The following is a 24400-nucleotide window of genomic DNA, read 5'->3' as shown; positions in this document are numbered from 1 at the left end:
CAGTCCACCTTACGGGACTTTTGGTCACCGGCTGTTCTCGCTAACGGCCCAGGTACGTCAACACCGCACGGACGCGGCGGTGTTCCTCCGCGCTCGCCTCGAGCCCGAGCTTCGAGAAGATGTTCCCGATGTGCTTCTCCACCGCGCCGTGCGAAACGACGAGGGAGTTCGCGATCGCCGTGTTCGACAGGCCCTGGGCCATCAGGCCGAGGACCTCCGACTCGCGGGCCGTCAAGGCGTCCAGGGGATTGCGGCGGCCGCGGGCCATCAGCTGGGCGATGACGTCCGGGTCGATCGCCGTGCCGCCGTTCGCGACGCGGCGGACCGCGTCCAGGAAGTCCGCGACGTCCGCGACGCGCTCCTTCAGCAGGTAGCCGACGCCGCCGGCGCCGCCCGAGAGGAGTTCCACCGCGTACGACTCTTCGACGTACTGCGAGAGCACCAGGACCGGCAGGCCCGGGATCTCCTTGCGCGCCGCCAGTGCCGCGCGCAAGCCCTCGTCGGTGAACGTCGGGGGCATGCGGACGTCCACGATCGCCAGGTCGGGGCGGTGTTCCTTCACCGCGCCGAGCAGGTCGTCACCGTTGTCCACGGCCGCGGCCGTCTCGATCCCCTCGTCGGCGAGCAGGCGCGTGACCCCCGCCCGCAGCAGGACGGCGTCTTCGGCGATGACTACCCGCATCCGGCCCCCAAGCTCGTGGATGAACGGGGTCCAGCCTATTCACCACTGGCAGGGGAGGTCAGCCCGGATCACCGTCGGGCCGCCGGCCGGGCTGACGACCGTGATCACGCCGTCGATCGTCGCGGCGCGGTCGGCCAGGCCTGCCAGGCCGCCGCCGGGGCGGACCTCGGCGCCGCCGTGCCCGTTGTCGGTGATCTCGACGACCACGTGGTCGTCGGTGCGCCACACCTTGACGCCCGCTTCGGTCGCGCCGGAGTGCTTCGCGATGTTCGTCAGGGTCTCGCCGACGATGAAGTACGCCGTCGTTTCGACGGCCGCCGGCGGGCGGGGCTCGACGTCCACCTCGACGTCCACCGGGATCGGCGACTTCGCCGCCTGCGCCGACAGCGCGGCGTCCAGCCCGCGGTCGCCGAGGACGGCCGGGTAGATGCCGCGCGCGAGGTCGCGCAGCTCGGACACGGCGAGCTTGGCGTCCGCGTGGGCCTCGTCGATCAGCTCCCGCACCGACTCCGGGTCCTGGTCGAACTTCGACTTCGCGCGCCCGAGGCTCATCGCGACCGCGACCAGCCGCTGCTGGGCGCCGTCGTGCAGGTCGCGCTCGATGCGCCGCCGCTCGGCCTCGGCCGCGTCGACCCCGCGGGCACGCGACGCCTGCAGCCGCTCGGCCTTCTGCTCCAGCCGCTTCGTGCGGTCCGGCCCCAGCAGCGCGAGCCCCAGCTCGCCGTGCAGCCAGCCCAGCCACGGCGTCACCCAGACCGCCATCGGCAGCAGCACGATCGACGCCAGCGCGATCCCCAGCTCCACGCACGCCAGCGGGAACGCCGCCATCAGGTAGGCCAGGTCACGCCAGGTCGTCGGGTCGCTCAGCCGCACCACCCACCGGCGCAGCAGCGGCTGCCCCTCCTCGTACGGCCGCCGCTGCACCGGCGGCAACGGCACCCGCAGCATCGTCCGCAGCCAGCCCCGCTCCCGGTCGCCCGACCAGCGGATGAAGCTCGTCGTCGCGAGCAGGATGGGGAACCCGACCCAGATCACGGCCGTCGCGATCCCGACCGCCAGCCCCGTCACGATCAGCACGAACTGCAGGATCCGGAAGACGAAGCTGACGATCATGTACACGATCGTGCGAGCCGGGTGCGGCCGCGGGTGCTCCACCGGCGATGCCTCGGTCATCCCGCCACCAGGTTCTTCTCTTCCGCGTCTTCCCACCAGCGCTCCATCCGACGGCGCTGCGCCACGGTCGGCCCCAGCAGCGCGTTCGCCAGCCGGGCGTGCACCCCCGCCAGCGCCTTCGTCAGCGCCACCGACAACGCGATGAACAACACCCCCAGCGCCGCCCACGGTAGCGCTTCCACCGTCGAGTCCACGGTCAGCCACCGCACGTCGTCGGCCGGGAAGTAGTACGCGCCGTCCGGCAGCCACCGGAAGTAGATCGGCAGCCCCGCCAGCGCCAGGCTCGTCGACCAGAAGACGGTCACCAGCACGAACTCGACCAGGCCGAGCGGGAACAGGACGAAGAAGTACGTCAGGTCCCGCCACGTCGACGGGTCCTTCAGCCGCGCCTTCCACCGGTTCTTCTGCCCCTCGGCGGGCAGCGGCAGGTACGGCAGGTCGATGTACCGGTCCAGCAGCGCGTAGACCCGGGCCCGCTCCAGCCGCGCGCCGCCGCGCACGGCCAGGACCAGCACCGCGAGCAGACCCATGCCCACCCACACCACCGCGGTCCCCACCCCGGCCGCCGTGAACGATGTCAGCAAGGCGAACGCCACCACCCCCAGCGGCAGGTTCATCAGCAGGAACACCACCGAACCGCCGAACGGCGGATCCCGCCTCTCGCGCACCATGACCGGCTCCCTTCGTTGCCTCAAGGATCGTCTCCGGACCGGCCGGCCGACATGGTGCGCGCGGGCATCCCCGTGGTGGGGCTGGCCCTACCTTGGAACAAAAGCGGTGGCGGGACGCGTTATGATGGACAGGTTGTGTCCCACCAAGGGGGTGAACGGTTTCGACTTTGGACGTTGATTCAGGAGAAGCGTGCCGGTGCAGGCGAGAGACCACCGTTAAGCGTCATCGCAACCAAATAAGCGCCGACTCCAGTCAGCGCGAGTACGCCCTCGCCGCCTGAGCGAGTGCGTCTCTGTCGGCCCGGGTTCGCCTCCGGCCCGGGTACCGGCATCAGCTAGGAGGCTCAGCGGCAGTCCCGGCCACGGGGAACTGTCGTGAAGCAAACAGTGGCTGGGCTCGTCACCTCGGCTTGTTCGCGTGACCGAGGGAGTCAAGTAGAGACGTAGCGGACTGCGCACGGAGAAGCCCTGTTGATACGCCAGAGGACCCGGGTTCAATTCCCGGCACCTCCACTGCGAGAAGGCCCGCGCCCCTTCGGGGCTGGGGCCTTCTCTCGTTCTCGGGTGTTGATCTGGGGGTCGAACCCCCAGACCCCCGCCAGGCGGGCTTCGCCCCCTGGACCCCTTCCTGGGGCTGCCGCCCCTTGCCCCCGCTGCGGTGCCGGTGGGTGCGTAGGTGCGGCTCGTGTGTGTGGTGGACAGGCTGGTGGGCTGTTGCGCTCGGTGGCAGCGTGTACACGAATGGGTGTGATGGGGGCCACTTGCGGGTGAAATTCTTGTGAGTGTCATGCTGGGGTCCCGACCATGGCTCCGCACCCGTGGGGCTGGAAGTAGGTGGCCAGATGACCTGGGCACGGCACAGTGGCAGCTCGAGCGCCCACGATGAGGACAGCCGGATGGGGGTGCTGCGGGCCGAGGAGGCCGAGCGGCTCGCCGCCGAGCACTGTCGGGCTCTGGTTACCGTTGCCGGGCACTCCACGAACGCTCGGGAGTGCACCGAACTGCTGGACATGCTCGGGCTCGACGCCGGGTTGTGGCGGGAGCGGTAGGCGCTACTTCAGGTCCGCGACGTGGACCACTTTGTTCCGGCCAGTTGCCTTCGCGTGGTACAGCGCGGTGTCCGCCGCGTCCAGGAGGCGCTGGAGTGAGGTGCCCGCCCGCGGGTAGACCGCCGAGCCGATCGACACCGACTGGCCACTGATCGTCAACTGTCCCACCGGGACGGTCAGGGCACTGACCGCGCGGCGGATGCGTTCGGCGACCGCGCCGATGTCGGGCTCGCTGATGCCCGGGAGCAGCACCACGAACTCCTCGCCGCCGAACCGGCCGACCGCGTCGCCGCGGCCGCGGACCGCCGAGATGATCGCCTGGGCCACCGCGCGCAGCACCGCGTCACCCGCCAGGTGCCCGTACGTGTCGTTAACCTGCTTGAAGTGGTCCAGGTCCAGCATCAGCAGGCCGAACGTCGAGCGCTGACGCGCCGTCGCGGCCAGCGTCCGCTCGGCCAGTGCGTGCCAGCCGCTCGTGTTGTAGAGACCCGTCTTCTCGTCGCGGTGGGCCGCCACCTCCAGCTGCTTCACCAGAACCGTGCGGTGCAGCAGCAGCAACGGCGGCAGCACCAGCAGCACCAGGCCCGGCAACGTCGCCAGCGCCAGCGCGTTCAGCGCGCCCAGGCACAGCGTCGCCACCTCCAGGCCGTTGTCCGCCCACGTGCCGAACAGGGCTTCCGGGGTGCGCCCGATTTCGTGCCTGGCCGGCAGCACCAGCACGGCGTTGACCACGAAGAACGTCACGCCCGCCGCGGCCAGCGCGAACGTGCCCGCCCAGCCGTGGGTCAGTGCCGTCCGGATGTCGGGGACCACCGCTTGAGCGGCGTAGCACGACAGCAGGATGATGGCCGCGTTGCTGGCCGTCCTCGACGCCGGTACCCGCTGCAGGCGGTACCAGCTGCGGAGCGCCAGGTGCGAGTAGAGGCCGGCGACCAGCAGCGCCAACAGTGGCGGGGGAAGGAGCAGCACGCCGGCGAACGTCCAGACCGACGTCATGTTGATGTGCGGGGTCCCCGACACGCGGCGGCGGATGCGCTCCACCCGCCGTCCGGTCTCCGACTGGAGGATGCCGAGGAGCAGCAACGTCGCCAGGATCAGCAGCGTCCGGCGGTCCACCGCGACCGGGTGCGGGCGCAGCGTCAGCGCGACCGCGGCCGCCTCGGTCAGCAGGCAGTAGACGACCACGCGGGGGCGCTGCCGCCACAGCGTCCAGTGGCGCGGCGCCACGAGGACGTCACGAAAGCGTGGTCCAGAGCGCGGGATGCCACCGCCGGTCCGCATACTCATGGTGTCCGGCCGGTGACGGAGACGGTTCGGCCCGGGGAAGTGAAGGGAGGCGCGCCATGTGCGGACGCGACAACTGAGGTCATGGTCCCTCCAGCCCGGCCCGGCGCCACGCCCTCGCGATCGGCACGGCCACCGCGGCACCCGCCGCGCCGGCCACCGCGATGGTGTGCGCCGGGCTCAGTACTTCCGCCAGTGCGCCGGCCGCGGCCGCGCCGAGGCCCTGCACCGTGATCAAGCCCGCGGAGTTCACGCCCGCGCACTGCGCGCGGTGCTCGTCCGGCACCCGGCGCATGAACGAGACAGTGCCCTGGATGTTGTAGCCCGTCGCCAGCAGGCCGGACGTCGCCAGCAGCAGCACCGACAGCACCAGCCCCGGCCGGAAGGCGAACAGCACCAGCGGCAGTCCCGCGGCGATCCCGAGCCACCCGAGCAGCCGGACCTGGACGTGTTCCGGGACCCACTTGCCGAACACGACGCCGCCGACGACGCTGCCCGCCGGGTCCGCCGCCATCAGCAGGCCCACCAGCGTCGCGCCCGCGCCGATGCCCGCCGCGTACGGGGCGGCCAGCGCCTCCGGCACGATGTAGCAGCCGGCCAGCCAGTTGAGCGCCACCAGCGTCCGCAGCGCCGGGTCGCGCCAGATCAGCCGGATGCCGGCGCCGGTCGCCGAAAGCCACGCGGGGCGGACCGCCTGCGCGACCGCGGCGCGCCGCCGGACGCCCGTGACCAGCAGCAACGCCGAGAGCAGGAACGTCACCGCGTCCAGCGCCAGTGCCGTGGACGGCGTCAGCGCGGCGATCAAGGCCCCGCCGCCTGCGAACCCGGCCAGCTGCGCGCCCTGGATCGTCACGTTCCGCAGCGCCATCCCGACCAGGTACCGCTCGCCTTCGAGCACCATGGGCAGCAGCGCCTGCTGCGCCGCCTTGAACGGCCCGCCGAGCGCCGTCAGCACCGCGACCAGCGCGCACAGCACCCAGAGCGGAACGCCGGGAATCGCGATGACGGCGACCAGCGCGGCCCGGGCCAGGTCCGCCGCGACCATCACGTCCCGCCGCGGCCGGCGGTCACCGACGCCGGCCAGCAGCACGCCGCCGAGCAGCGAAGGCCCGTACGTCAGGGCGTAGGTCAGTCCGGTCAGCGCCGCCGAGCCGGTGCGCTGGAAGACGAGGACCGCGAGCGCGACGCGGGCGAGCTGGTCCCCGCAGATCGACAGCAGCTCGGCGCTCCACATCGCGCGGAACTCGGCGACGGCGAGCACGGCGCCGAAGCCCACCTTCGTCACGCGTGCGTCGTCCATCGGTGGCGCCCCTCGAAACCCCTGTTCAGCCAAGGTAATCACCGAACGGAGTGGAATCGAGCCGTTCGGTGACAGTTACCCTGTTCGCAGCAGCGCGTCAGCCCGGGTGGCCGCCGATGCGGGTGGTCAGCTCGGCTGCCGTGGCCGCCACCTCCGCGGCCAGGTCCGGCCACGTCTCCTCGCACGGGTCCGTCGCGCAGTGGTGGCGCAGGGTCACGCTGATCGCCGCCAGCGGGCGGGCGCCGTGGTCGAAGACCGGGGCGGCCACTGAAGCGAAACCCGCTGTGACGTGGCCGTCTTCGACCGACCAGCCGAGGCGGCGCTCCGCGTTGAGCGTGCGGCGGAGGTCGGCGAGCGTGGCCGGGCCGCGGCCGGTGCGGTGCACGAACGCCGCCGCCGAGGGGAACAGCGCGCGGACGTGCGGGGCGGGCAGGTGCCGCAGGATCGCGCGGCCGGACGCCGTCAGCTGGGCCGGCAGGCGGACGCCGACCTCGGTCACCAGGGTCTCCGGGCGGAGCGGGCGCTCCTTGATCAGGTACAGCGACTCGTTGCCGTGCAGCACGCCGAGGTGCGCGGTGTGCCCGACGCGGTCGACGAGCTTGCGCAGCAGCGGCCCGGCCAGCCGTTCGAGCGGGTCGTGCCGCAGGTACGCCGAGCCGAGCTCGAAGGCCGCGATGCCCAGGCCGTAGCGGCGTTCGGCGGGCAGGTGCACCACGAAACCGGCGGCTTCGAGCTCGTTGAGCAGGTGGTAGGTCGTCGACCGGGGGAGGCCGGCCTCGCGCGCGATCGCCGCCGCCGTCACCGGGCCGGGGCGCGTCGCGAGCAGGCGCAGCACCGCCAGCCCGCGGCGCAGCGCCGGGACCTCGCTGCTGTCGCCCATGGCCCGAGCCTAGCGTCTGGGATACCAGACAGAACCACTCCGTGGGGCATCCCACCAGCGGGAAGGACGATGTCCAATGGGCCCATGCCGGAAACAGTGCTCCTGGGCCTCGAACCCCTGACCGCCGCCCAGGTCGTCGACGTCGTCCGCGGCCACGCGCCGGTCGGGCTCGGGGACGCGGCCGAGAAGAACCTCGCCGCGACCCGCCAGCACATCGAAAACCTCGCGCACGCCGTCACGCCCACCTACGGCGTCTCGACCGGCTTCGGCGCGCTCGCCACCCGGCACATCCCGGTGGAGAGCCGGACCGCGCTGCAGCGCAGCCTGATCCGCTCGCACGCCGCCGGCGCCGGGCCCGCCGTCGAGCCCGAGGTCGTCCGCGCGCTGATGCTGCTGCGGCTGCGGACCCTCGCCAGCGGCTACACCGGCGTCCGCCCGGGGACCGCGCAAACGCTTGCGGCCCTGCTCAACGCCGACATCACCCCGGTCGTCCACGAGTACGGCTCGCTCGGCTGCTCCGGCGACCTCGCCCCGTTGGCCGCCGTCGCGCTCGCGCTCATGGGTGAGGGCCAAGTGACGTACCGCGGCGAGATCGTCGAAGCGGGCGAAGCGCTGAAGCACGCCGGGATCGAGCCGGTCGTGCTCGCCGAGAAGGAGGGGCTCGCCCTCACCAACGGCACCGACGGCATGCTCGGCATGCTCCTGCTCGCCGCCGCCGACCTGCACAAGCTGTTCGACATCGCGGACCTCACCGCCGCGATGAGCGTCGAGGCGCTGCTCGGCACCGACCGCGCCTTCGCCGCCGACCTCCAGGCGCTGCGCCCGCACCCCGGGCAGGCCACCTCCGCCGCCCGGATGTGGCAGGCGCTGCAGGGCTCGAAGATCGTCGAGAGCCACCGCGGCCCGGACTGCAACCGCGTCCAGGACGCCTATTCGCTGCGCTGCGCCCCGCAGGTGCACGGCGCCGCGCGCGACAGCCTCGCGCACGCCGAACTCGTCGGCGAGCGCGAGCTGATGTCCGCTGTGGACAACCCGGTCGTGCTCGCCGACGGCCGCGTCGAGTCCAACGGCAACTTCCACGGCGCGCCCGTCGCGTACGTGCTCGACTTCCTCGCCATCCCGATCGCGGACGTCGCCAGCATCGCCGAGCGCCGCACCGACCGGATGCTCGACAAGGCGCGCTCGCACGGCCTGCCGCCGTTCCTGGCGCACGATCCCGGCGTCGACTCCGGGCACATGATCGCCCAATACACCCAGGCCGCCGTGGTCAGCGAGCTCAAGCGGCTCGCCGTGCCCGCGTCGGTCGACTCGATCCCGAGCAGCGCCATGCAGGAGGACCACGTCTCCATGGGCTGGTCGGCCGCGCGGAAGCTGCGCAAGGCCGTCGACGGCCTGACCACCGTGCTCGCCATCGAGCTGCTGACGGCGGCCCGTGCACTCGACTTCCGGGCGCCGCTGGAGCCGTCGCCGGTCACCGGCCGCGTCCGGGACCTGCTGCGCACCAAGGTGAACGGGCCCGGTCCCGACCGCCACCTGGCGCCCGAGATCGCGGCCGCCGAAGAACTCGTCCGCTCCGGCGCCGTCCTCGACGCCGCCCGTCTGGAGGTCTGATGTCCCGCGTAGTCCGTGCCGCCCGCGGCACCCAGCTCACCGCCAAGTCGTGGCAGACCGAAGCCGCGCTGCGGATGTTCCACAACAACCTCGACCCCGACGTCGCCGAGCGGCCCGAGGACCTGGTCGTCTACGGCGGTACCGGCAAGGCCGCCCGCAACTGGGCCAGCTTCGACGCCATCACCCGCGAACTGACCACTTTGGACGTCGACGAGACGCTGCTGGTGCAGTCCGGCAAGCCGGTCGGCGTGTTCCGCACGCACGAGTGGGCGCCGCGCGTGCTCATCGCCAACTCGAACCTGGTCGGCGACTGGGCCACCTGGCCCGAGTTCCGCCGGCTCGAGCAGCAGGGCCTGACGATGTACGGGCAGATGACCGCGGGTTCGTGGATCTACATCGGCACGCAGGGCATCCTCCAGGGGACGTACGAGACGTTCGCCGCGGTCGCGAAAAAGAAGTTCGGCGGCACGTTGCGCGGAACGCTGACCGTCACCGCCGGTCTCGGTGGCATGGGCGGCGCGCAGCCCCTCGCCGTCACCATGAACGACGGTGTCGCGCTGGTCATCGAGTGCGACCCGCAGCGCGCGCACCGCCGCGTCGAAACCCGTTACCTCGACGAGGTGGCCGACGACCTCGACGACGCCATCGCCCGTGTCACCAAGGCCAAGCAGGAGAAGCGGCCGCTTTCGGTCGGTGTTGTCGGGAACGCGGCCGAGGTGCTGCCGGAACTGCTGCGCCGGGGCGTCGAGGTCGACATCGTCACCGACCAGACGTCCGCGCACGACCCGCTCTCCTACCTGCCCAAGGGCATCGCCGTCGAGGACTGGCACGACTACGCGGCCAAGAAGCCGGACGAGTTCACCGACCGCTCGCGCGAGTCGATGGCCGACCACGTCGACGCCATGCTCGGCTTCCTGGACCGCGGCGCCGAGGTCTTCGACTACGGCAACTCCCTGCGCGGCGAGGCCAAGCTCGGCGGCTGCGAGCGCGCGTTCGACTTCCCCGGGTTCGTGCCCGCCTACATCCGCCCGCTGTTCTGCGAGGGCAACGGCCCGTTCCGCTGGGCCGCGCTGTCCGGCGACCCCGAGGACATCGCCGCGACCGACCGCGCGATGCTGGAACTGTTCCCGGAGAACGAATCCCTCGCCCGCTGGATCCGCCTCGCCGGGGAACGCGTTGCCTTCCAGGGACTTCCGGCCCGGATCTGCTGGCTCGGCTACGGCGAACGCCACCTCGCGGGCCTGCGGTTCAACGAGATGGTGGCCAGCGGCGAGCTGAAGGCGCCGGTCGTGATCGGCCGCGACCACCTCGACTCCGGCAGCGTCGCCTCGCCGTACCGCGAGACCGAGGGCATGGCCGACGGCTCCGACGCGATCGCCGACTGGCCGCTGCTGAACGCGCTGATCAACACGTCGTCCGGGGCCAGCTGGGTGTCGATCCACCACGGTGGCGGCGTCGGCATGGGCCGGTCCATCCACGCCGGCCAGGTCAGCGTCGCCGACGGGACCGAGCTGGCCGCGCAGAAGCTCGAGCGGGTGCTGACCAACGACCCGGGCATGGGCGTCATCCGGCACGTCGACGCCGGGTACGACCGGGCGAACGACGTCGCCGACGAGCGCGGCGTGCGGGTGCCGATGCGGGAGCAGGCGTGACGGCTTCCGGTCTGCTGGCGGAGATCGGCGACGTCGGGCGCGATCCGAAGCGCGGCGGCTACTCGCGGCACGCCTTCGACGCGCCCGAGCAGGATCTGCGCGCGTGGTTCGGCGAGCGGGCGCTGGGGCTCGGGCTGGACGTCGACACCGACCACAACGGCAACATCTGGGCCTGGTGGGGGCCGCCGGGGCCGGACGCCGTCGTCACCGGCAGCCACCTCGACTCGGTGCCCGGCGGCGGCGCGTTCGACGGCCCGCTCGGCGTCGTCAGCGCGCTCGCCGCGGTGGAAGCGCTGCAGGCGCAAGGTTTCCGGCCGGGCAAGCCGTTCGCGGTCGTCGTGTTCACCGAGGAGGAGGGCGGCCGGTTCGGCGTCCCGTGCCTCGGCTCGCGGCTGCTGACCGGCACGATCGACGCGGACAAGGCCCGCGGGCTGCGGGACGCCGACGGCGTCACGTTCGCCGAGGCCGCGGCGAAGTCCGGCTTCGACCCGGAGCTGATCGGCGCCGATCCCGAGCGGCTCGGGCTGGTCGGGCGGTTCCTCGAACTGCACGTCGAGCAGGGGCGCGGCTTGATCGACCTGGGCGCGCCGGTCGCGGTCGGCAGCACGGTGATCGCGCACGGGCGGTGGCGGTTTTCCTTCGAGGGGCAGGGGAACCACGCCGGGGCGACGCTGCTGGCCGACCGAGCCGACCCGATGCTGCCCGCCGCCGCGACGGTCACCGCGGTCCGGCGGCTGGCGCGCGCGGTGCCGGACGCACGCGCGACCGTCGGGCGGCTCGTGCCGACGCCGGGCGGCACCAACGTCATCGCGTCCACTGTGGACCTTTGGCTCGACGCGCGGGTGCCCGGGACCGTGACGCCCGCGCTGGTCGAGGACATCACGCGCGCGGCGGAGGCCGCGGCCGCCGAGGAGGGCTGCCGGGTGACGGTGACCCGGGAGTCCTATTCGGACGACGTCGTGTTCGACGACGCCCTCCGCCGGGACCTGGGCGGCTGGCTCGGCGGACCGCCGGAGCTGCCCACCGGCGCGGGTCACGACGCCGCGATCCTCGCCGGGTTCGTCCCGTCGGGGATGCTGTACGTGCGCAACCCGACCGGCATCAGCCACTCGCCGGAGGAGTTCGCCGAGGCCGGCGACGTCGAGGCCGGGGCCGCCGCGCTGGCCACGGTGCTGGAGCGGCTGGCGCGATGACCGTCGGCCCGCGGGGGCGCCCCCCGTTTCCAGCCTATCGCGCGGCACCGACAGTTTTCTGGTGCGCGCAAGCCTGGCTGCCCGGCGGGATCGCGTCCGCGGTGCGCATCGAAGTCGCTGACGGCCGGATCACCGGCGTGACACCCGGCTCGCCGCGGTCCGGCACGGTGCTCGACGGGCTGACCCTGCCGGGCTTCGCGAACGGCCATTCGCACGCCTTCCACCGGGCGCTGCGGGGACGGACGCACCACGAACGCGGCACGTTCTGGACGTGGCGCGAGCGGATGTACGCGCTCGCGTCCCGGCTCGACCCCGACACCTACTACCGGTTGGCGCGCGGGGTCTACGCCGAGATGGTGCTGGGCGGGTACACGAGCGTGGGCGAGTTCCACTACCTGCACCACGCGCCCGGCGGGAAGCCGTACGCGGACCCGAACGCGATGGGGGCGGCGCTGCGGCAGGCCGCCGCCGACGCCGGGATCCGGTTGACGCTGCTCGACACCTGCTACCTGGCGGGCGGGATCGGCGTCGAACCCGACGAGGTGCAGCGGCGCTTCTCCGACGGCTCGGCTGCGGCGTGGGCGGAACGGGTGGCGGCGCTGGCGGAAGGCGAGCTGTTCCGCGTCGGCGCGGCGATCCACTCGGTGCGCGCGGTCCCGGCCGATCAGCTGTCCCTTGTGGACAGCGCGCGGGTGGTGCACGTCCACCTGTCCGAGCAGCGGGCCGAGAACGAGCAGTGCCTGGCCGCGTACGGCCGCACGCCCACCGAGCTGCTGCACGAGCGCGGGGTGCCGGCCGAGCGGCTGGTCGCCGTGCACGCGACCCACCTCACGACGTCGGACGTCGCGCTGCTGAGCGGGGCGCGGGCGTGCTTCTGCCCGACCACCGAACGCGACCTCGGCGACGGCATCGGCCCGGCCCGCGCCCTGCGGGACGCCGGGGTGCGGCTGGGCATCGGCAGCGACAGCAACGCCGTCGTCGACGCCTTCGAGGAAACCCGCGCGCTGGAGCTGGACGACCGGCTGGCCAGCGAGGAACGCGGCCGGTTCACCGCCGAAGAGCTCCTCGAAGCGGGCACGGACCACGCCGCGGTCGGGTGGGACGAGGTCGGCGCGCTCGCCGAGGGGGCGGGCGCGGACCTGGTCACCGTGACCCTGGATTCGGTGCGGACGGCTGGCATCGAGCCGTCGGGTGTGGTGTTCGCCGCGTCCGGCGCCGACGTCCGGCACGTCGTCGTGGCGGGCCGCGAGGTCGTGCGCGACGGCGCGCACCAGCTGATCGAACGACCGGAAACCGTGCTGGCGAAGGAGATCGAGGCACTGTGGCAGTCCTGATCACGGGCATCGGCGAGCTAACGACGAACGACGCCGAACTGGGCCGCCTGTCCGACGCGGCCCTGGTGCTGGACGGCTCGCGCGTGGCCTGGGTCGGCCCGGCTTCGAGCGCGCCGGACGCCGACGAGCGCGTCGACGTCGAAGGCCGCGCGGTGCTGCCGGGCTGGGTCGACAGCCACACGCACCTCGTCTTCGCCGGCGACCGCACCGCCGAGTTCGAAGCGCGGATGGCCGGAAAACCCTACACCGCCGGAGGAATCGCGATCACCGTCGGCGCGACGCGGGAGGCGTCCGACGAGCAGCTCGCCGCCAACCTCCGCCGTCACGTCGACGAAGCGGCCCGGCAGGGGACGACGTGCCTGGAGACCAAGACGGGCTACGGGCTGACCGTCGCGGACGAAGCCCGGTCCGCGCGGATCGCCGGTGAGGTGGCCGACGAGGTCACGTTCCTGGGCGCGCACCTGGTGCCGCCGGGCGCCGACGCGGAGTCCTATGTGGACCTCGTGTGCGGGGAAATGCTCGACGCCGTCGCGGAGAACGTGCGCTGGGCGGACGTGTTCTGCGAGACCGGCGCGTTCGACGAGGCCCAGTCGGCGCGGGTCCTGAAGGCCGCCGCCGGGCGCGGGCTCGGCCTGCGGGTGCACGGCAACCAGCTCGGCGAAGGCCCCGGCGTGCGGCTCGCGGTCGAGCTCGGCGCGGCGAGCGTCGACCACTGCACGTACCTCAGCGACACCGACGTCGAGGCGCTGGCCGCGTCGGAAACCGTCGCGACCCTGCTGCCCGCGTGCGACCTGTCGACCCGGCAGGCGATGGCGCCGGCCCGGCGGCTGCTCGACGCGGGCGCGACGGTCGCGCTGGCCAGCAACGCCAACCCGGGCAGCTCGTACACGACGTCGATGGCGTTCTGCGTCGCGACCGCGGTGCTGCAGCTCCGGATGACGATCGAGGAGGCCGTCTGGGCGGCGACGGCGGGCGGCGCGAAGGCGTTGCGCCGCGACGATGTCGGCGTGCTGCGGCCCGGCGCGCGGGCCGACGTCCACGTGCTCGACGCGCCGTCGGTGACGCACCTGGCGTACCGGCCGGGCGTGCCGCTGACGAATTCGGTGTGGCGCGCCGGAGATCGTGTGCGCTAACGTCGAAGGCGAGGACGCGCGAAGACACAGTCCGGTATGGGTTAGTCCGGGCAGCATCGGCAGGCTTACCTGTGCGTCCCTTCCTCGGAAGCGACGAAGGGACAGCTGTGTCTGTGATCATCATCGGGGCCGGCCTGGGTGGCTTGAGCCTCGCGCAGGGGCTGCGCCGGGCCGGGATCCCGTGCCAGGTCTACGAACGCGACGAGTCGGCGGGCGCCCGGAAGCAGGGCTACCGGCTGCACATCGGCGGCGTCGGCGACTCGGCGTTGCGGGAAGTACTGCTTCCTGAGCTGCACGAACTCTTCCACGCCACCGCGGGCCGGGCGCTGCCGCACACGAACGTCTACGACGAGCGGCTGAGGCTGGTCACGCGCCTGGCGGACGAGGGGACCCACCTCAACGTCAACCGCTTCACCCTGCGGCAGATCCTGCTGCACGGCCAGGAAGTGGCCTACCGCAAGCAGTTCACGCACTACGAGACCGACGACGACGGCGTGATCGCGCACTTCGCCGACGGCACTTCCGCCCGCGGCAGCCTGCTGGTCGGCGCGGACGGCATCAATTCCCCCGTGCGGCGGCAGTACCTGCCGCACGCCCGGGTCGTCGACGCCGGGCTCGTGCACCTCTACGGCCGGATTCCGCTGACGCCGGCGACGCGGGCGTTGTTCGAGCCCGAGATGTTCGCGGTGTTCAACATGATGGTCGGGCCGGACCGGACGATGGCCGGGTTCGCGCCGGTCGACTACCCGGAACCGGTCGACGGCGCGTGCGCGCGGCTGGTGCCGGACCTGCGGCTGCGCGACGCCGATCCGTACCTGACGTGCTCGGTGGGCGCGCGCTGGGACGTAGTCGGCCACGACGAGGCGGAACTCGCCGCGATGACGCCCGGTGACCTCCAGAAGGTGGCGCTGCGGCTCGTCGACGGCTGGCACCCGCTCGCCCGCGCGATGGTCGAGCACTGGGACGTCCCGGCGACCTTCCCGCAGCCGATCCGCACGAGCGTCCCGATCGAACCGTGGGCGCCCTCGCGCGTGACGCTCGTCGGCGACGCGATCCACGCCATGAGCCCGGCCGCCGGCGCGGGCGCCAACACCGCGTTGCGCGATGGTGCGGTGCTGGCGTCCGCGCTGGCCGGGGCCCCGCTCCTCGAAGCCGTGGCGGCTTACGAAGCCGCGATGGTCGGCTACGGCTTCGCGGCGGTGCGCGAGTCCGCCGAAAACGGACGGCGGTACCTCGGGCAGAACCCGCTCACAGCGGAAGCGTGAACGGCGTGCAGGCCGGCGTGTAGCTCGCGTCGAGCGCGTGCAGGATCAGGCCGGTGACGTTCGGGTCGATCGCCTGGCTCAGGTGACCCGAAGCGTCGGCCGCGCAGAAGTCCTGCAGCACGATGTCCGTCGCGCCCGGCTCGTCCAGGACGCCGCTCGTGTACGGCGTCACGACCTCGTCGTACTTGCTGACGATGCTCGTGTACGCCGGCCCGGCGACGTGCACGCCGCCGCGGGCGAGGTCGTCCAGGAAGGCCGACGGCGCCAGGTACTCCTGGCACGCGCCGCAGGCCGTCTTGAGGATCGCGCTCAAGCCCGGGACCGTGGTCAGCAAGGCCTTGGCGAGCGCGTCGAGGCCGCCGAGCGTGGTTCCGCGGTAGTTCGCGCCGAAGCCGACGAAGTTCGCGACCTTCGCCGCGCCGCCGCCGTACTTCAGGTAGTACGCCGGCATCGTGCTGCCTTCGGAGTGGCCGACGATGTCGACCTTCGCCGCGCCGGTAGCGGACCGGACCTGGTCGCCGAACCGGCCGAGCTGCGCGGCGCTGGTGCGCATGGACGCGAGCCCGCCGACGCCGGGGCCGAGGACGCCGGTGCCGTAGGTCAGGGAGAACACGCAGTAGCCCTGCGCAGCGATCTTCGGCGCGTGGAAGAACCAGTTGACGGTGTCGTTCGCGCCGAGGCCGTGCACCAGCACCACGGGCTGGGGGTGCGCGGCCGACGGGCGGCAGCCCCAGTCGTTCCAGCCGCTGCCCGGCGCCGCTTCGGCGACCGACGGCGCCGCTGAGCCGAGGGTGAGCGCCGCGATGACCGCCGTGAGGATCCGCTTGGCACCGCCGTTGGTGACCCGCATTCCACTGCCTCCAGTTACCCGTCAGTAAGTGATGCAGCTCATGATCGGTCACAGCGCGGGGGAGACGACCTGGGACAACGCTCAGACTTGACCGCCGTTCGTTGTGACAGGTGACAACCAAGGGGAGGGTGCGCACGGCCGATGGTGAAGGTGACTGTTCCAACGGCGAAACAGGAGGAGCCGTGCGGCGTCTGTGGCTCGTAGCGATCTTGACCGCGCTTTTCGTGATTCCCCAGCCGGCGCTGGCGGAGCCGGTGCACTGGGACCAGCCGGGTCCCTATCCCGTCGTCAGTGAGGCGCTCGACAGCACCCACACCGTCTTCCGCCCCGCCGACCTCGGCGGCGAGCGGCACCCGGTCATCGTTTGGGGCAACGGAACGGGCGCGACCCCGGCGATCTACGCGCCGCTGCTGCGCCACCTCGCGTCGTACGGGTTCGTCGTCGCGGCCGCGGACACGCCGAACTCCGGGACCGGCGCGGAAATGCTGGCCGGCGCCCGGACGCTCGTGGCGGAGAACGCCCGGCCCGGCAGCCGGTACTTCGGCCGGATCGACACCGCGCACATCGGCGCGACCGGGCATTCCCAGGGCGGCGGCGGGGCGATCGCGGCCGGTGCCGACCCGCTCGTCACGACGACCGTCCCGATCGAGCCGGGCCCGCAAGGTTCAGTGGCGGCGTTGCACGGCCCGGTGTTCTTCCTCGGCGGCCAGTTCGACGTGATCGTCGTGCCGGGACTGCTGGTCATCCCGCGCTACTACGCCGCGTCGCACGTTCCCGCGGTCTACGGCGAGCTCGCCGGCGCCACCCACTTCACGGCGACCGGTGACGGCGGTGGGTTCCGCGGCGCGATCACCGCGTGGTTCCGGTACTGGCTGGCGGGCGACGCGCAGGCCAAGGGTGTCTTCTTCGGACCAGGCTGCACGCTGTGCGCCGATCCGGCGTGGTCGAAGGTGCTACGCAACGACCTGGCGCTCCAAGTCTGACGACCGGCGCGCGGCGGCCGCGATCCCGGCCGCTGCGAGCAACCCGCAGAGCCAGGCGAACCAGTCGCCGAAACGTGCGTACGGCGTCTTCCCGGTGCCGGCCGGGACGTCCGCGACGACCACCGAGAACGGGCTGCCGCCGGTGTGGGTGTCGGCCAGGACGTGGCCTCGCGCGTCGGCGAGCATCGGGGTGCCGCGGGCCGCGCTCCAGGCCACCGAAAAGCCGTTCTCGACGCCGCGGATCAGCGCCGTGCGGCTGTGCGCCCAGCCGTCCACGTCCTCGTCGGAGGCGGGGATGAAGACCAGGCCGGTGCCGGCCGCGCCGTAGTCGCGGCTCGGGTCGGCGAAGTTGACGTCCATGCACACCATCAGGCCGATCCGGGTGGTCTCGGTGCCGGACCGGATGTTCGGCGAATCCCCGTTGTGCCACTTGCGGTATTCGACCGGCGCACCGGACGGCGGCACGGCCAGCGCGGCGTTGAAGCGGCCGTCCGGCGTGGTGTCGAGGACGCCGGTGACGACGTCGAGGTCCCTCTCTCTGGCCACCTCGGTAAGGGCCGCGACGAGGCTCGCGCGGCTGGTCTGGTCCACCGCGAAGGTGGCTTCGGGCAGCACCACGGTCTTGACGCCGTCCGGCAGCTTCGCGATCTGGTCCACATAGGACCCGACGAGTGCTTGGCCGTCGCGGGTGGCGACGTCGACCGCCCAGCGGTGCTGCTCCGGTGCGATGAGGGCGACTTTCGTCGACAGCGTCGTCGAGGCCGGGGTGCTCCAGAACGCGAGCCCGCCCGCGATCGCGGCGAGGGCGACGACGGGGACGAGCCGCGTCCGGCCGGGCGAGAGCGCGGCGGCGACGGCGGCCGGGGCGAACAGCACCAGGAACTCCACGCCCCAGCCCCCGGTGACCGCGGCGATCCGCACGATCGACGGCCGGTCGGCCTGCGTCGTCATGAAGGTGCCCATCAGGCCGGTGGGGTTGAGCAGCGAAACGACGTAGAGCGCGACGGTCCACAACGCGGGCGCGGCGAGCGCCGCCAGGAAGCCGTGGCCGCGCCGGACCAAGAGCCCGAAGAGGCCGGCGGACAGCGCGAACAGCACGGCGCTCCCGCCGAGGATCGCGAGCGCGGCGGGGCGGGGGATCGACTGCGAATGCCAGAAGTAGCTCCAGCTTCCCGCGCTGCCCGCGAGGTAAGCGGTGAAAGCGCTTGCGAGCGCGATCCCGCCGTGCACGCGGGGTGCCAGCAGGAAGATCGGCAACGGCGCCAGCCAGGCGAGTTCGGGCAGCGGGTCCAAACCCGTGCCGAAGAAGAACAGCACGGCCGACGCGACGGTCGCCAGTATCGCTTTCATCGGTGCCCCTTTCGCCCCGTTCCACGGTTTCAGGCGGGGCACGGCAAGGCACTGGGCTGGACCACCGGGTTCGGGGTGGGGTAGGCCCCACCCCGGTTCATCGAGAGTTCAAGCAGCTGTCACACGACAGGGATCGGCGGCTGTCCAGTCGATCAGTAGCGTTGCTAACGAACAGCAAAGGAAGAGAGCCGAACATGGACTTCTCGCTGATCGTGCTGGTGGTGATCGTCGCCGCGCTGGCCTTCGACTTCACCAACGGCTTCCACGACACCGCCAACGCCATGGCCACCTCCATCGCCACCGGGGCGCTCAAGCCGAAGGTCGCCGTCGCGGTGTCCGCGGTGCTGAACCTCGTCGGCGCGTTCCTCTCGGTCGAGGTCGCGAAGACGATCTCCGGGGGCATCGTCGACGACACCAAGGTGACGCCGGTGATCATCTTCGCCGGGCTCGTCGGCGCCATCGTGTGGAACCTGCTGACCTGGCTGATCGGGCTGCCGTCGAGTTCGTCGCACGCCCTGTTCGGCGGGCTCATCGGCGCCACCTGGATCGCCTCGGGCTCCGACGCCGTCCACTTCGGGAAGGTCGTCGAGAAGGTCCTCATCCCCGCGCTCGCTTCGCCGATCGTCGCCGGGATCGTCGCGACGCTCGGCACGTTCCTCGTCTACCGGATCACCGCGCGGGCCAAGCAGGACACCGTGGGCCGGACGTTCAAGGCCGGGCAGATCGCGTCGGCTTCGCTGGTGTCGCTCGCGCACGGCACGAACGACGCGCAGAAGACCATGGGTGTCATCACGCTGACGCTGATCGCGTCCGGTTCGCTCGCGCCGAACTCGGGACCGCCGCTCTGGGTGGTCCTGACCGCCGGCGCCGCGATCGCGCTCGGCACCTACCTCGGCGGCTGGCGGATCATCCAGACCATGGGCAAGAAGCTCACGGAAATCCAGACGCCGCAGGGCTTCGCGGCCGAGACGAGCGCCGCCGCGGTGATCCTGACCTCGGCGCACCTCGGGTTCGCGCTGTCCACCACGCACGTCTGCTCGGGCGGCATCATCGGCTCCGGGCTCGGCCGCAAGCTCGCCGAGGTGCGCTGGGGCGTCGCGGGCAAGATGGTGCTCGCCTGGGCGCTGACGCTGCCCGCCGCCGCGGTCGTCGGCGCGATCGCCGCCGAGGTCTCGACGCTCGGCACCTGGGGCACGGTCCTGATCGGCCTCGCCGGGGTCGTCGTCGCGGTGGGCATCTACCTCGCGTCGAAGCGGAACCCGGTCAGCGCCAACTCCATCAACGAACCCGAGCCCGGCGTGCAGCCGGTCAACGCCTGAGGAGCGCCGCCGTGCACATCGATTGGGGTTCCCTCGGTCTCGTCTTCGTCGTCGCGCTCGCTTCGGTCGTCGTGCTGACGAGCCTGTTCTCCTTCGGGGTGGTCGGGCTCTCCCAGCGCGACTCGGCTCGCGAAGCCGGTGGCTCGGGCAGTGGTCAGCTGGCGGGCGCCGTCATCTGCTTCGCGCTCTGCGCGGCGATCGTGGGCTACGGGATCTACTTGATCGTCGCCTGAGCGCGTTCCCGGAATCCCTCCGGGAGCCCGCCGAGCATCGGGACCAGCGTGCTCCGGCGCTCGGCGCTCAGGTGGGTCAGCAGGTCCAGCGCCGGGTCCCAGAGCTCCTCGTCGGCGCCCGCCGCGGTGAGCAGCCTGCCGAGCCGGTGCGCCGGCAGCAGGCCGACGACGTGGTCGATGCGGCTCTTGTCGTCGAGCACGAACGCGATCCGCAGCAGGCCGGGGTCGTCGATCTGCTCCAGCGCGCGCCGCACGGTCGGGTCGGGCAGGTGCCCGACGAACCGGCCGAGGGTGATCCAGTCCTCGCGGCGCGCCAGCTCGGCGGCGACGGCCAGGACGGTGTCCAGCGGGATGCGCGAGATGATCGCGCTCGCCCGTCGCGGGTCGAGCTCCGCCGCGACTTCGGCGAGGAAGCGCGGGTGCAGCCGCTTGGCGACGTCGACGCCGCGGGAGACGTCGACCAGCCCGGCGATCCGGGCGCACAGCAGCGGGCCGAACACCTTCTCGGCGATCTTGGCGAGCACCGCGCCGGGCAGCAGCCGCGCGGCCAGCGCCATCCGCTGCAGCACGGCGCTGTTCGCGTCGAACAGCGTGTCGGTGACCTGCTCGCGGAACGCCTTCAGGTCGTCGGCGTCGACGCGGGCGAGGTACTCCAGCCGCTCGTGCTCGACGCCGAGGACGCGGGCGAGCTTCAGGATCTCCGCGCGCGAGGCGTAGTCCGCGGTCACAGGCCGACCGCCTTCCGGACCGCGCCGCGCAGCAGCGCCGGCACGTACCGGAGGCCCTCTTCGCCGGCTTCGGCGAGCGCTTTCGCCTGGCGACGCCGCGCGTCGCGCAAGGCGTCGGCGAGGTCCTGCCGTTCGTGCTCTTCGAGGGCCTCGATGCCTTCGGGGAGGTAGCCGCCCAACTGATCGGCGAGTGTGCGCTCGGCCATGGTGGATCATCATGCATCATGCGGGCAGGACCTTCGAGGCGTCCACGGTCCGTGTCGGCGAGCTGGACGCGGTCGCTTTGTCGACACGGATCAGACCCTGGCTTTCCTGGACACGCTGAAGGGTTGACTTTCGGCAGTGGTCGCCCGCGGTCACGCCTTGTAGTTTCGGTCCTGTGCGAGAAGTGACGAAGCGCAGGTGGCGCGTGGTGCTCGACGTCGCACTCGGCCTGTTCCTCGCCTTCGTCGTCGCCGCGGGCACGATCGAAAGCCGGTCGTACTGGGAGCTGGCCGGCGGGCTCGCCGTCGTGGCGGGTTCGGTGGCGACGTCGCGGCGGTACCCCGGCGTCTCGCTCGGCATCGCGCTGGCCGGGACGCTCGCCGTGCCGTTCCCGTACGGCGACCGCGTGGCCGTCTGGGTGGTGTTCGTGCTGGTGGCGATGAGCTACCTGGCCGGGCTGCGGATGGAACGGGCCCGGCCGGGCGTGCTGACCGGCGTGGCCGTGGTGCTGCTCGGCCTGCCGCTGTCCCTGTTCCTCGGGCCCGACGGCATCGGGGACTGGGCCGCGATGGTCGCGATCCTGGTGTTCGCCGGGCTGTCGCCGTGGCTGCTGGGCCGGTACGTCCGGGTGCGCGGCGAGCTCGCGCGCACCGGCTGGCGGCGGGCCGAGGAGATGGAGAGCAGGCAGCGGCTCGTCGCCGACCAGGCGCGGCTGCGCGAGCGCGCCCGGATCGCGAGCGACATGCACGACTCGCTCGGGCACGAGCTGAGCCTGATCGCCGTCCGCGCCGCCGCGCTCGAGGTCGCGCCGGGACTCGACGGCACCCAGCGCGACGCGGCCACGCAGTTGCGGACCAGTGCCGCGGCGGCGACCGAGCGGCTGCGCGAGATCATCGGCGTGCTGCGCGAGGACGCCGCCCCGGTCGAGCCGGTGCAGGGCGACCTCGCCGAGCTGATCTCGCGCGCGCGGGCGTCGGGGCTGCTCATCGATTCGGCCGTGGACAGCGCGCAGGCGCCGCCGATGGTCGCCCGCGCCACCCACCGCGTGGTGCAGGAAGCGCTGACGAACGTGGCGAAGCACGCGCCGGGGGCCGCGGTGGTGGTTCGCGTGACGAGCTCCGGGGCAGTGACGGAGGTGAGCGTCGTCAACGCGCCGCCGCCCGCCGGGCCGTTGCCGGGCGCGGCGTCCGGGCGCCGCGGGCTGATCGGCCTGCGCGAGCGGGTCCGGCTGGTCGGCGGCACGCTGCGGGCCGGGCCGCACGAGGGCGGGTTCGCGGTCACCGCGACGCTGCCGCACGACGCCGCACCGGTCGAGGAGTCCCCGGAGCTGCGCGAGGCGGCCGAGGACGAGGTCGGGCAGTCGACGTCGGCCCGTGCGCTGGAGCTGGCCCGCCGCGACGTGCGGCGCAGCCTGATCCAGGCGGTCGTCGTGCCGCTCACGCTGTTCGGGGTGGTGCTGGCGGTCGGCGGCATCGCGTTCCTCTACCAGTGGAACTCTTCGGAGCTGCCCGGCGGCGTCTACGAACGGCTGCGGATCGGGCAGCCGCGGGCCGAGCTGACGCTGCCCGAACGCCAGCGCTCGGCGCGGCCCGCGCGGGGTGAGCCGCCGTCGGCGCCGGGTGCCGTGTGCGAGTACTACGGCGCCGGGCGGTCGTGGCTGAACGACGACTACGCCGCTTACCGGCTGTGTTTCACGGATGGGAAGCTGCTTTCCAAGGACTGGTTCGCCGAGGGGGCAAAGTGATCAGGGTCGTGCTGGCCGACGACGAAGCGCTGATGCGGGCGGGGGTGGCGGCGATCCTGGGCGCGGACCCGGGCATCGAGGTCGTCGCCGAGGCCGCCGACGGGCGCGAGGCGGTCTCGCAGGCGCTCGCGACGCACCCGGACGTCGTGCTGCTCGACATCCGGATGCCGGGGCTGGACGGCCTCGGCGCGGCCGCCGAGATCCGGAAGCTGCTGCCCGCGACCGGCGTGATCATGCTGACGACGTTCGGCGAGGACGAGTACATCGAACGCGCGCTGGGCCTCGGGGCGGGCGGGTTCCTGCTCAAGTCGGGGGATCCGCGCGAGCTGCTGGCCGGGATCCACGCCGTCGCCGGCGGGGCCGCGTTCCTCTCGCCGAAGGTCGCCCAGCGGGTCATCGCGCGCCTGTCCGGCGGCCGGCTGACGCGCGCCGCGGCGGCCCGGGAGCGGATCAGCGGGCTGACGCCGCGTGAGCGGGAAGTGCTGACCCTGCTCGGTGCCGGACTGTCCAATGCGGACATCGCGGCGAAGATGTTCGTCGTCGAGGGCACGGTGAAGGCGCACGTGAGCACCATCCTGACCCGGCTCGGCGCGAAGAACCGGGTGCAGGCGGCGATCACGGCGTACGAGGCGGGACTGGTCGGGGGAGACGCGGCGGCCGCCACCCCGTGACGGCCGCGCCCAGCCGGGCGGTGGCCTGCGACGGGAGCAGCCGCAGGGCGGCGGTGCGCAGCTTAGTCGCGACGGAGTTGGTCAGCTGCGGGCCCAGCTTGCCCATCCGGACGGATTCCCTGGCGACCTTCTGGCTGCGCGGACGCCGTTCCGCGTCGTAGGCCCGGAGTCCTTTTTCGACGTCCATTGTGGACATGACGTGGGCGAGCACGACGGCGTCCTCGAGCGCCTGGCAGCCGCCCTGGCCGAGGAACGGTGGCATCGCGTGCGCGGCGTCGCCGAGCAGGGCGATCTGGCCGCGGGTGTAGGCCGGCAGCGGCGTGCCCAGGTGGTAGAGGTCGTGGTGCAGCAGGGCTTCCGGCGGGGTCGCCTCGATCAGGGCCGGGATGGGGTCGTGCCAGGTGCCGAAGTCCGGGGTGCCCGGGTTCCGGCCGGGCTCGGTGACGTAACAGATCCACCAGTAGACGTCGTCGCCGGTGAGGGGCAGGACGCCGACTTCGGTGCCGCGGTCGAAGCTCGTGCTGAGCCGGGTGTGCGGGAGTTTCGCGATGCCGCGGAAGGCCGCGCTGCCGGAGAAGACGGGCTCGGGGTGCCGCGGGAACAGCGCGTGCCGGATCCGGCTGCGGATCCCGTCGGCGGCGACGACCAGATCGGCCTCGATTTCCCCGCCGTCGAAGCGGACGAGCCCGTCTTCTCGCACTTCGGTGACTTCGGTGCCGGTCCGGAGGCTGCCGGCGGGGACGGCGTCCTTGAGCGCGTTGACGAGGTCGCGCCGGTGGATGGCGCCGAGCGGACGGCCGTGCCGGCGTTCGAACGCGGCCGAATCCCAGCGGACGACGCGCCGGCCCCGGCGGTCGCGGAACCCGCCGTCGCGCTGCGGGGCGAGGCTCTCGCCGAGATCGACGCCGAGTTCGTCCAGGCAGCGCAGTGCGTTCGGCCAGAGCGAGATGCCAGCGCCGACGTCGCCGAACTCCGGCGCCCGTTCGAGCACCGTGACCCGCCACCCGGCCCGGTGCAGCCCGATCGCCGCCCCGAGTCCGCCGATACCGCCCCCGACGACCACTGCGTGCATGACGCACCTCCTCTACAGG

Annotated in this window: 23 protein-coding genes and 1 other RNA gene; 13 read left to right on the top strand and 11 right to left on the bottom strand. The window is 72.6% G+C overall.

Annotated elements, in window-relative coordinates:
- Nucleotides 1-40: 40 nt before the first annotated feature.
- The 3 genes from EIY87_RS23320 to EIY87_RS23310 are packed head-to-tail and all read right to left on the bottom strand — an operon-like array spanning nucleotide 41 to nucleotide 2526.
- On the bottom strand, nucleotides 41-682 hold the full coding sequence (locus EIY87_RS23320) for a response regulator transcription factor (RefSeq protein ID WP_086864789.1): 642 nt from the start codon (nucleotides 680-682) through the stop codon (nucleotides 41-43).
- 39 nt (nucleotides 683-721) lie between these two features.
- Entirely contained in the window at nucleotides 722-1855 is a 1134-nt protein-coding gene (locus tag EIY87_RS23315; RefSeq protein WP_125311669.1) for a sensor histidine kinase, read from the bottom strand.
- The gene (locus EIY87_RS23310) at nucleotides 1852-2526 is read right to left on the bottom strand and encodes a sensor domain-containing protein (RefSeq protein ID WP_125311667.1); all 675 of its coding nucleotides are present in this window, start codon (nucleotides 2524-2526) and stop codon (nucleotides 1852-1854) included. Before EIY87_RS23310 ends, EIY87_RS23315 begins: the two co-directional genes overlap by 4 nt.
- 147 nt (nucleotides 2527-2673) lie before the next feature.
- On the opposite strand from EIY87_RS23310, the gene ssrA reads away from it, so the two are divergent.
- Both ssrA and EIY87_RS23300 read left to right on the top strand, forming a co-directional pair.
- Nucleotides 2674-3042, top strand: a transfer-messenger RNA (tmRNA) gene (gene ssrA / locus EIY87_RS23305).
- A gap of 326 nt (nucleotides 3043-3368) precedes the next feature.
- On the top strand, nucleotides 3369-3575 hold the full coding sequence (locus tag EIY87_RS23300) for a hypothetical protein (RefSeq protein ID WP_125311664.1): 207 nt from the start codon (nucleotides 3369-3371) through the stop codon (nucleotides 3573-3575).
- 3 nt (nucleotides 3576-3578) lie between these two features.
- Here the strand turns inward: EIY87_RS23300 and EIY87_RS23295 are convergent, their stop codons facing one another.
- From EIY87_RS23295 to EIY87_RS23285, 3 genes are all read right to left on the bottom strand, one after another.
- Complete coding sequence (locus tag EIY87_RS23295) at nucleotides 3579-4802, bottom strand: GGDEF domain-containing protein (RefSeq protein WP_125311662.1); 1224 nt, start codon at nucleotides 4800-4802, stop codon at nucleotides 3579-3581.
- A gap of 139 nt (nucleotides 4803-4941) precedes the next feature.
- Nucleotides 4942-6159: an MFS transporter gene (locus EIY87_RS23290; protein ID WP_191984221.1), complete on the bottom strand. Its 1218-nt coding sequence runs from the start codon at nucleotides 6157-6159 to the stop codon at nucleotides 4942-4944.
- Nucleotides 6160-6256: 97 nt separating this feature from the next.
- Nucleotides 6257-7039, bottom strand: a complete 783-nt coding sequence (locus tag EIY87_RS23285; RefSeq protein WP_125311660.1) for an IclR family transcriptional regulator — start codon at nucleotides 7037-7039, stop codon at nucleotides 6257-6259.
- Nucleotides 7040-7123: 84 nt separating this feature from the next.
- On the opposite strand from EIY87_RS23285, the gene hutH reads away from it, so the two are divergent.
- The 6 genes from hutH to EIY87_RS23255 all read left to right on the top strand — a co-directional run bounded on the left by hutH (nucleotide 7124) and on the right by EIY87_RS23255 (nucleotide 15227).
- Entirely contained in the window at nucleotides 7124-8650 is a 1527-nt protein-coding gene (gene hutH, locus EIY87_RS23280) for a histidine ammonia-lyase (RefSeq protein ID WP_125311658.1), read from the top strand.
- Nucleotides 8650-10302 carry a urocanate hydratase gene (gene hutU / locus EIY87_RS23275; protein ID WP_125311656.1) on the top strand — a complete coding sequence of 551 codons (1653 nt, stop codon included), beginning with the start codon at nucleotides 8650-8652 and terminating at the stop codon, nucleotides 10300-10302. Before hutH ends, hutU begins: the two co-directional genes overlap by 1 nt.
- Nucleotides 10299-11495, top strand: coding sequence for an allantoate amidohydrolase (locus EIY87_RS23270; RefSeq protein ID WP_125311654.1), 1197 nt, complete (start codon nucleotides 10299-10301; stop codon nucleotides 11493-11495). The genes hutU and EIY87_RS23270 overlap by 4 nt, the downstream gene beginning before the upstream one ends.
- A gap of 101 nt (nucleotides 11496-11596) precedes the next feature.
- A complete protein-coding gene (locus EIY87_RS23265) occupies nucleotides 11597-12829 on the top strand; it encodes a formimidoylglutamate deiminase (RefSeq protein WP_263855621.1) in 1233 nt (410 codons plus the stop codon).
- Nucleotides 12817-13962, top strand: a complete 1146-nt coding sequence (gene hutI, locus EIY87_RS23260) for an imidazolonepropionase (protein WP_125311649.1) — start codon at nucleotides 12817-12819, stop codon at nucleotides 13960-13962. The genes EIY87_RS23265 and hutI overlap by 13 nt, the downstream gene beginning before the upstream one ends.
- Before the next feature lie 107 nt (nucleotides 13963-14069).
- Entirely contained in the window at nucleotides 14070-15227 is a 1158-nt protein-coding gene (locus EIY87_RS23255; protein ID WP_225439995.1) for an FAD-dependent oxidoreductase, read from the top strand.
- On the opposite strand, the gene EIY87_RS23250 is transcribed toward EIY87_RS23255, so the two are convergent.
- A complete protein-coding gene (locus EIY87_RS23250; RefSeq protein ID WP_125311647.1) occupies nucleotides 15211-16077 on the bottom strand; it encodes an esterase/lipase family protein in 867 nt (288 codons plus the stop codon). The genes EIY87_RS23255 and EIY87_RS23250 overlap by 17 nt on opposite strands.
- 182 nt (nucleotides 16078-16259) lie before the next feature.
- Between EIY87_RS23250 and EIY87_RS23245 the strand changes: the two genes are divergently transcribed.
- Nucleotides 16260-17060 (top strand): poly(ethylene terephthalate) hydrolase family protein, encoded by an 801-nt coding sequence (locus tag EIY87_RS23245; RefSeq protein WP_125311645.1) that lies wholly within the window; start codon nucleotides 16260-16262, stop codon nucleotides 17058-17060.
- Here the strand turns inward: EIY87_RS23245 and EIY87_RS23240 are convergent.
- The gene (locus EIY87_RS23240) at nucleotides 17031-18410 is read right to left on the bottom strand and encodes a nitrilase-related carbon-nitrogen hydrolase (RefSeq protein ID WP_125311642.1); all 1380 of its coding nucleotides are present in this window, start codon (nucleotides 18408-18410) and stop codon (nucleotides 17031-17033) included. The two genes, EIY87_RS23245 and EIY87_RS23240, sit on opposite strands and share 30 nt — an antisense overlap.
- Before the next feature lie 194 nt (nucleotides 18411-18604).
- Between EIY87_RS23240 and EIY87_RS23235 the strand changes: the two genes are divergently transcribed.
- Both EIY87_RS23235 and EIY87_RS23230 read left to right on the top strand, forming a co-directional pair.
- Nucleotides 18605-19729 carry an inorganic phosphate transporter gene (locus EIY87_RS23235; protein ID WP_125311640.1) on the top strand — a complete coding sequence of 375 codons (1125 nt, stop codon included), beginning with the start codon at nucleotides 18605-18607 and terminating at the stop codon, nucleotides 19727-19729.
- 11 nt (nucleotides 19730-19740) lie between these two features.
- Complete coding sequence (locus EIY87_RS23230; protein WP_125311638.1) at nucleotides 19741-19962, top strand: hypothetical protein; 222 nt, start codon at nucleotides 19741-19743, stop codon at nucleotides 19960-19962.
- Here EIY87_RS23230 and EIY87_RS23225 read toward each other — a convergent pair.
- Together EIY87_RS23225 and EIY87_RS23220 are read right to left on the bottom strand one after the other, a co-directional pair.
- Nucleotides 19944-20690: a hypothetical protein gene (locus EIY87_RS23225; RefSeq protein ID WP_125311636.1), complete on the bottom strand. Its 747-nt coding sequence runs from the start codon at nucleotides 20688-20690 to the stop codon at nucleotides 19944-19946. The genes EIY87_RS23230 and EIY87_RS23225 overlap by 19 nt on opposite strands.
- Nucleotides 20687-20896 (bottom strand): hypothetical protein, encoded by a 210-nt coding sequence (locus tag EIY87_RS23220; RefSeq protein WP_003082038.1) that lies wholly within the window; start codon nucleotides 20894-20896, stop codon nucleotides 20687-20689. Before EIY87_RS23220 ends, EIY87_RS23225 begins: the two co-directional genes overlap by 4 nt.
- 173 nt (nucleotides 20897-21069) lie before the next feature.
- Between EIY87_RS23220 and EIY87_RS23215 the strand changes: the two genes are divergently transcribed.
- Both EIY87_RS23215 and EIY87_RS23210 read left to right on the top strand, forming a co-directional pair.
- The gene (locus EIY87_RS23215; RefSeq protein WP_125311634.1) at nucleotides 21070-22638 is read left to right on the top strand and encodes a sensor histidine kinase; all 1569 of its coding nucleotides are present in this window, start codon (nucleotides 21070-21072) and stop codon (nucleotides 22636-22638) included.
- A complete protein-coding gene (locus tag EIY87_RS23210; RefSeq protein WP_125311632.1) occupies nucleotides 22635-23309 on the top strand; it encodes a response regulator in 675 nt (224 codons plus the stop codon). The genes EIY87_RS23215 and EIY87_RS23210 overlap by 4 nt, the downstream gene beginning before the upstream one ends.
- Here the strand turns inward: EIY87_RS23210 and EIY87_RS23205 are convergent.
- Complete coding sequence (locus EIY87_RS23205; RefSeq protein WP_125311630.1) at nucleotides 23254-24381, bottom strand: FAD-dependent monooxygenase; 1128 nt, start codon at nucleotides 24379-24381, stop codon at nucleotides 23254-23256. The two genes, EIY87_RS23210 and EIY87_RS23205, sit on opposite strands and share 56 nt — an antisense overlap.
- Nucleotides 24382-24400 lie beyond the last annotated feature (19 nt).

The sequence above is a fragment of the Amycolatopsis eburnea genome (assembly GCF_003937945.1).
In the GTDB taxonomy this organism is placed as follows: domain Bacteria; phylum Actinomycetota; class Actinomycetes; order Mycobacteriales; family Pseudonocardiaceae; genus Amycolatopsis; species Amycolatopsis eburnea.
The sequence above is the reverse complement of the archived record's forward strand: the minus strand, read 5'-3'. Positions and strand labels throughout refer to the sequence as shown.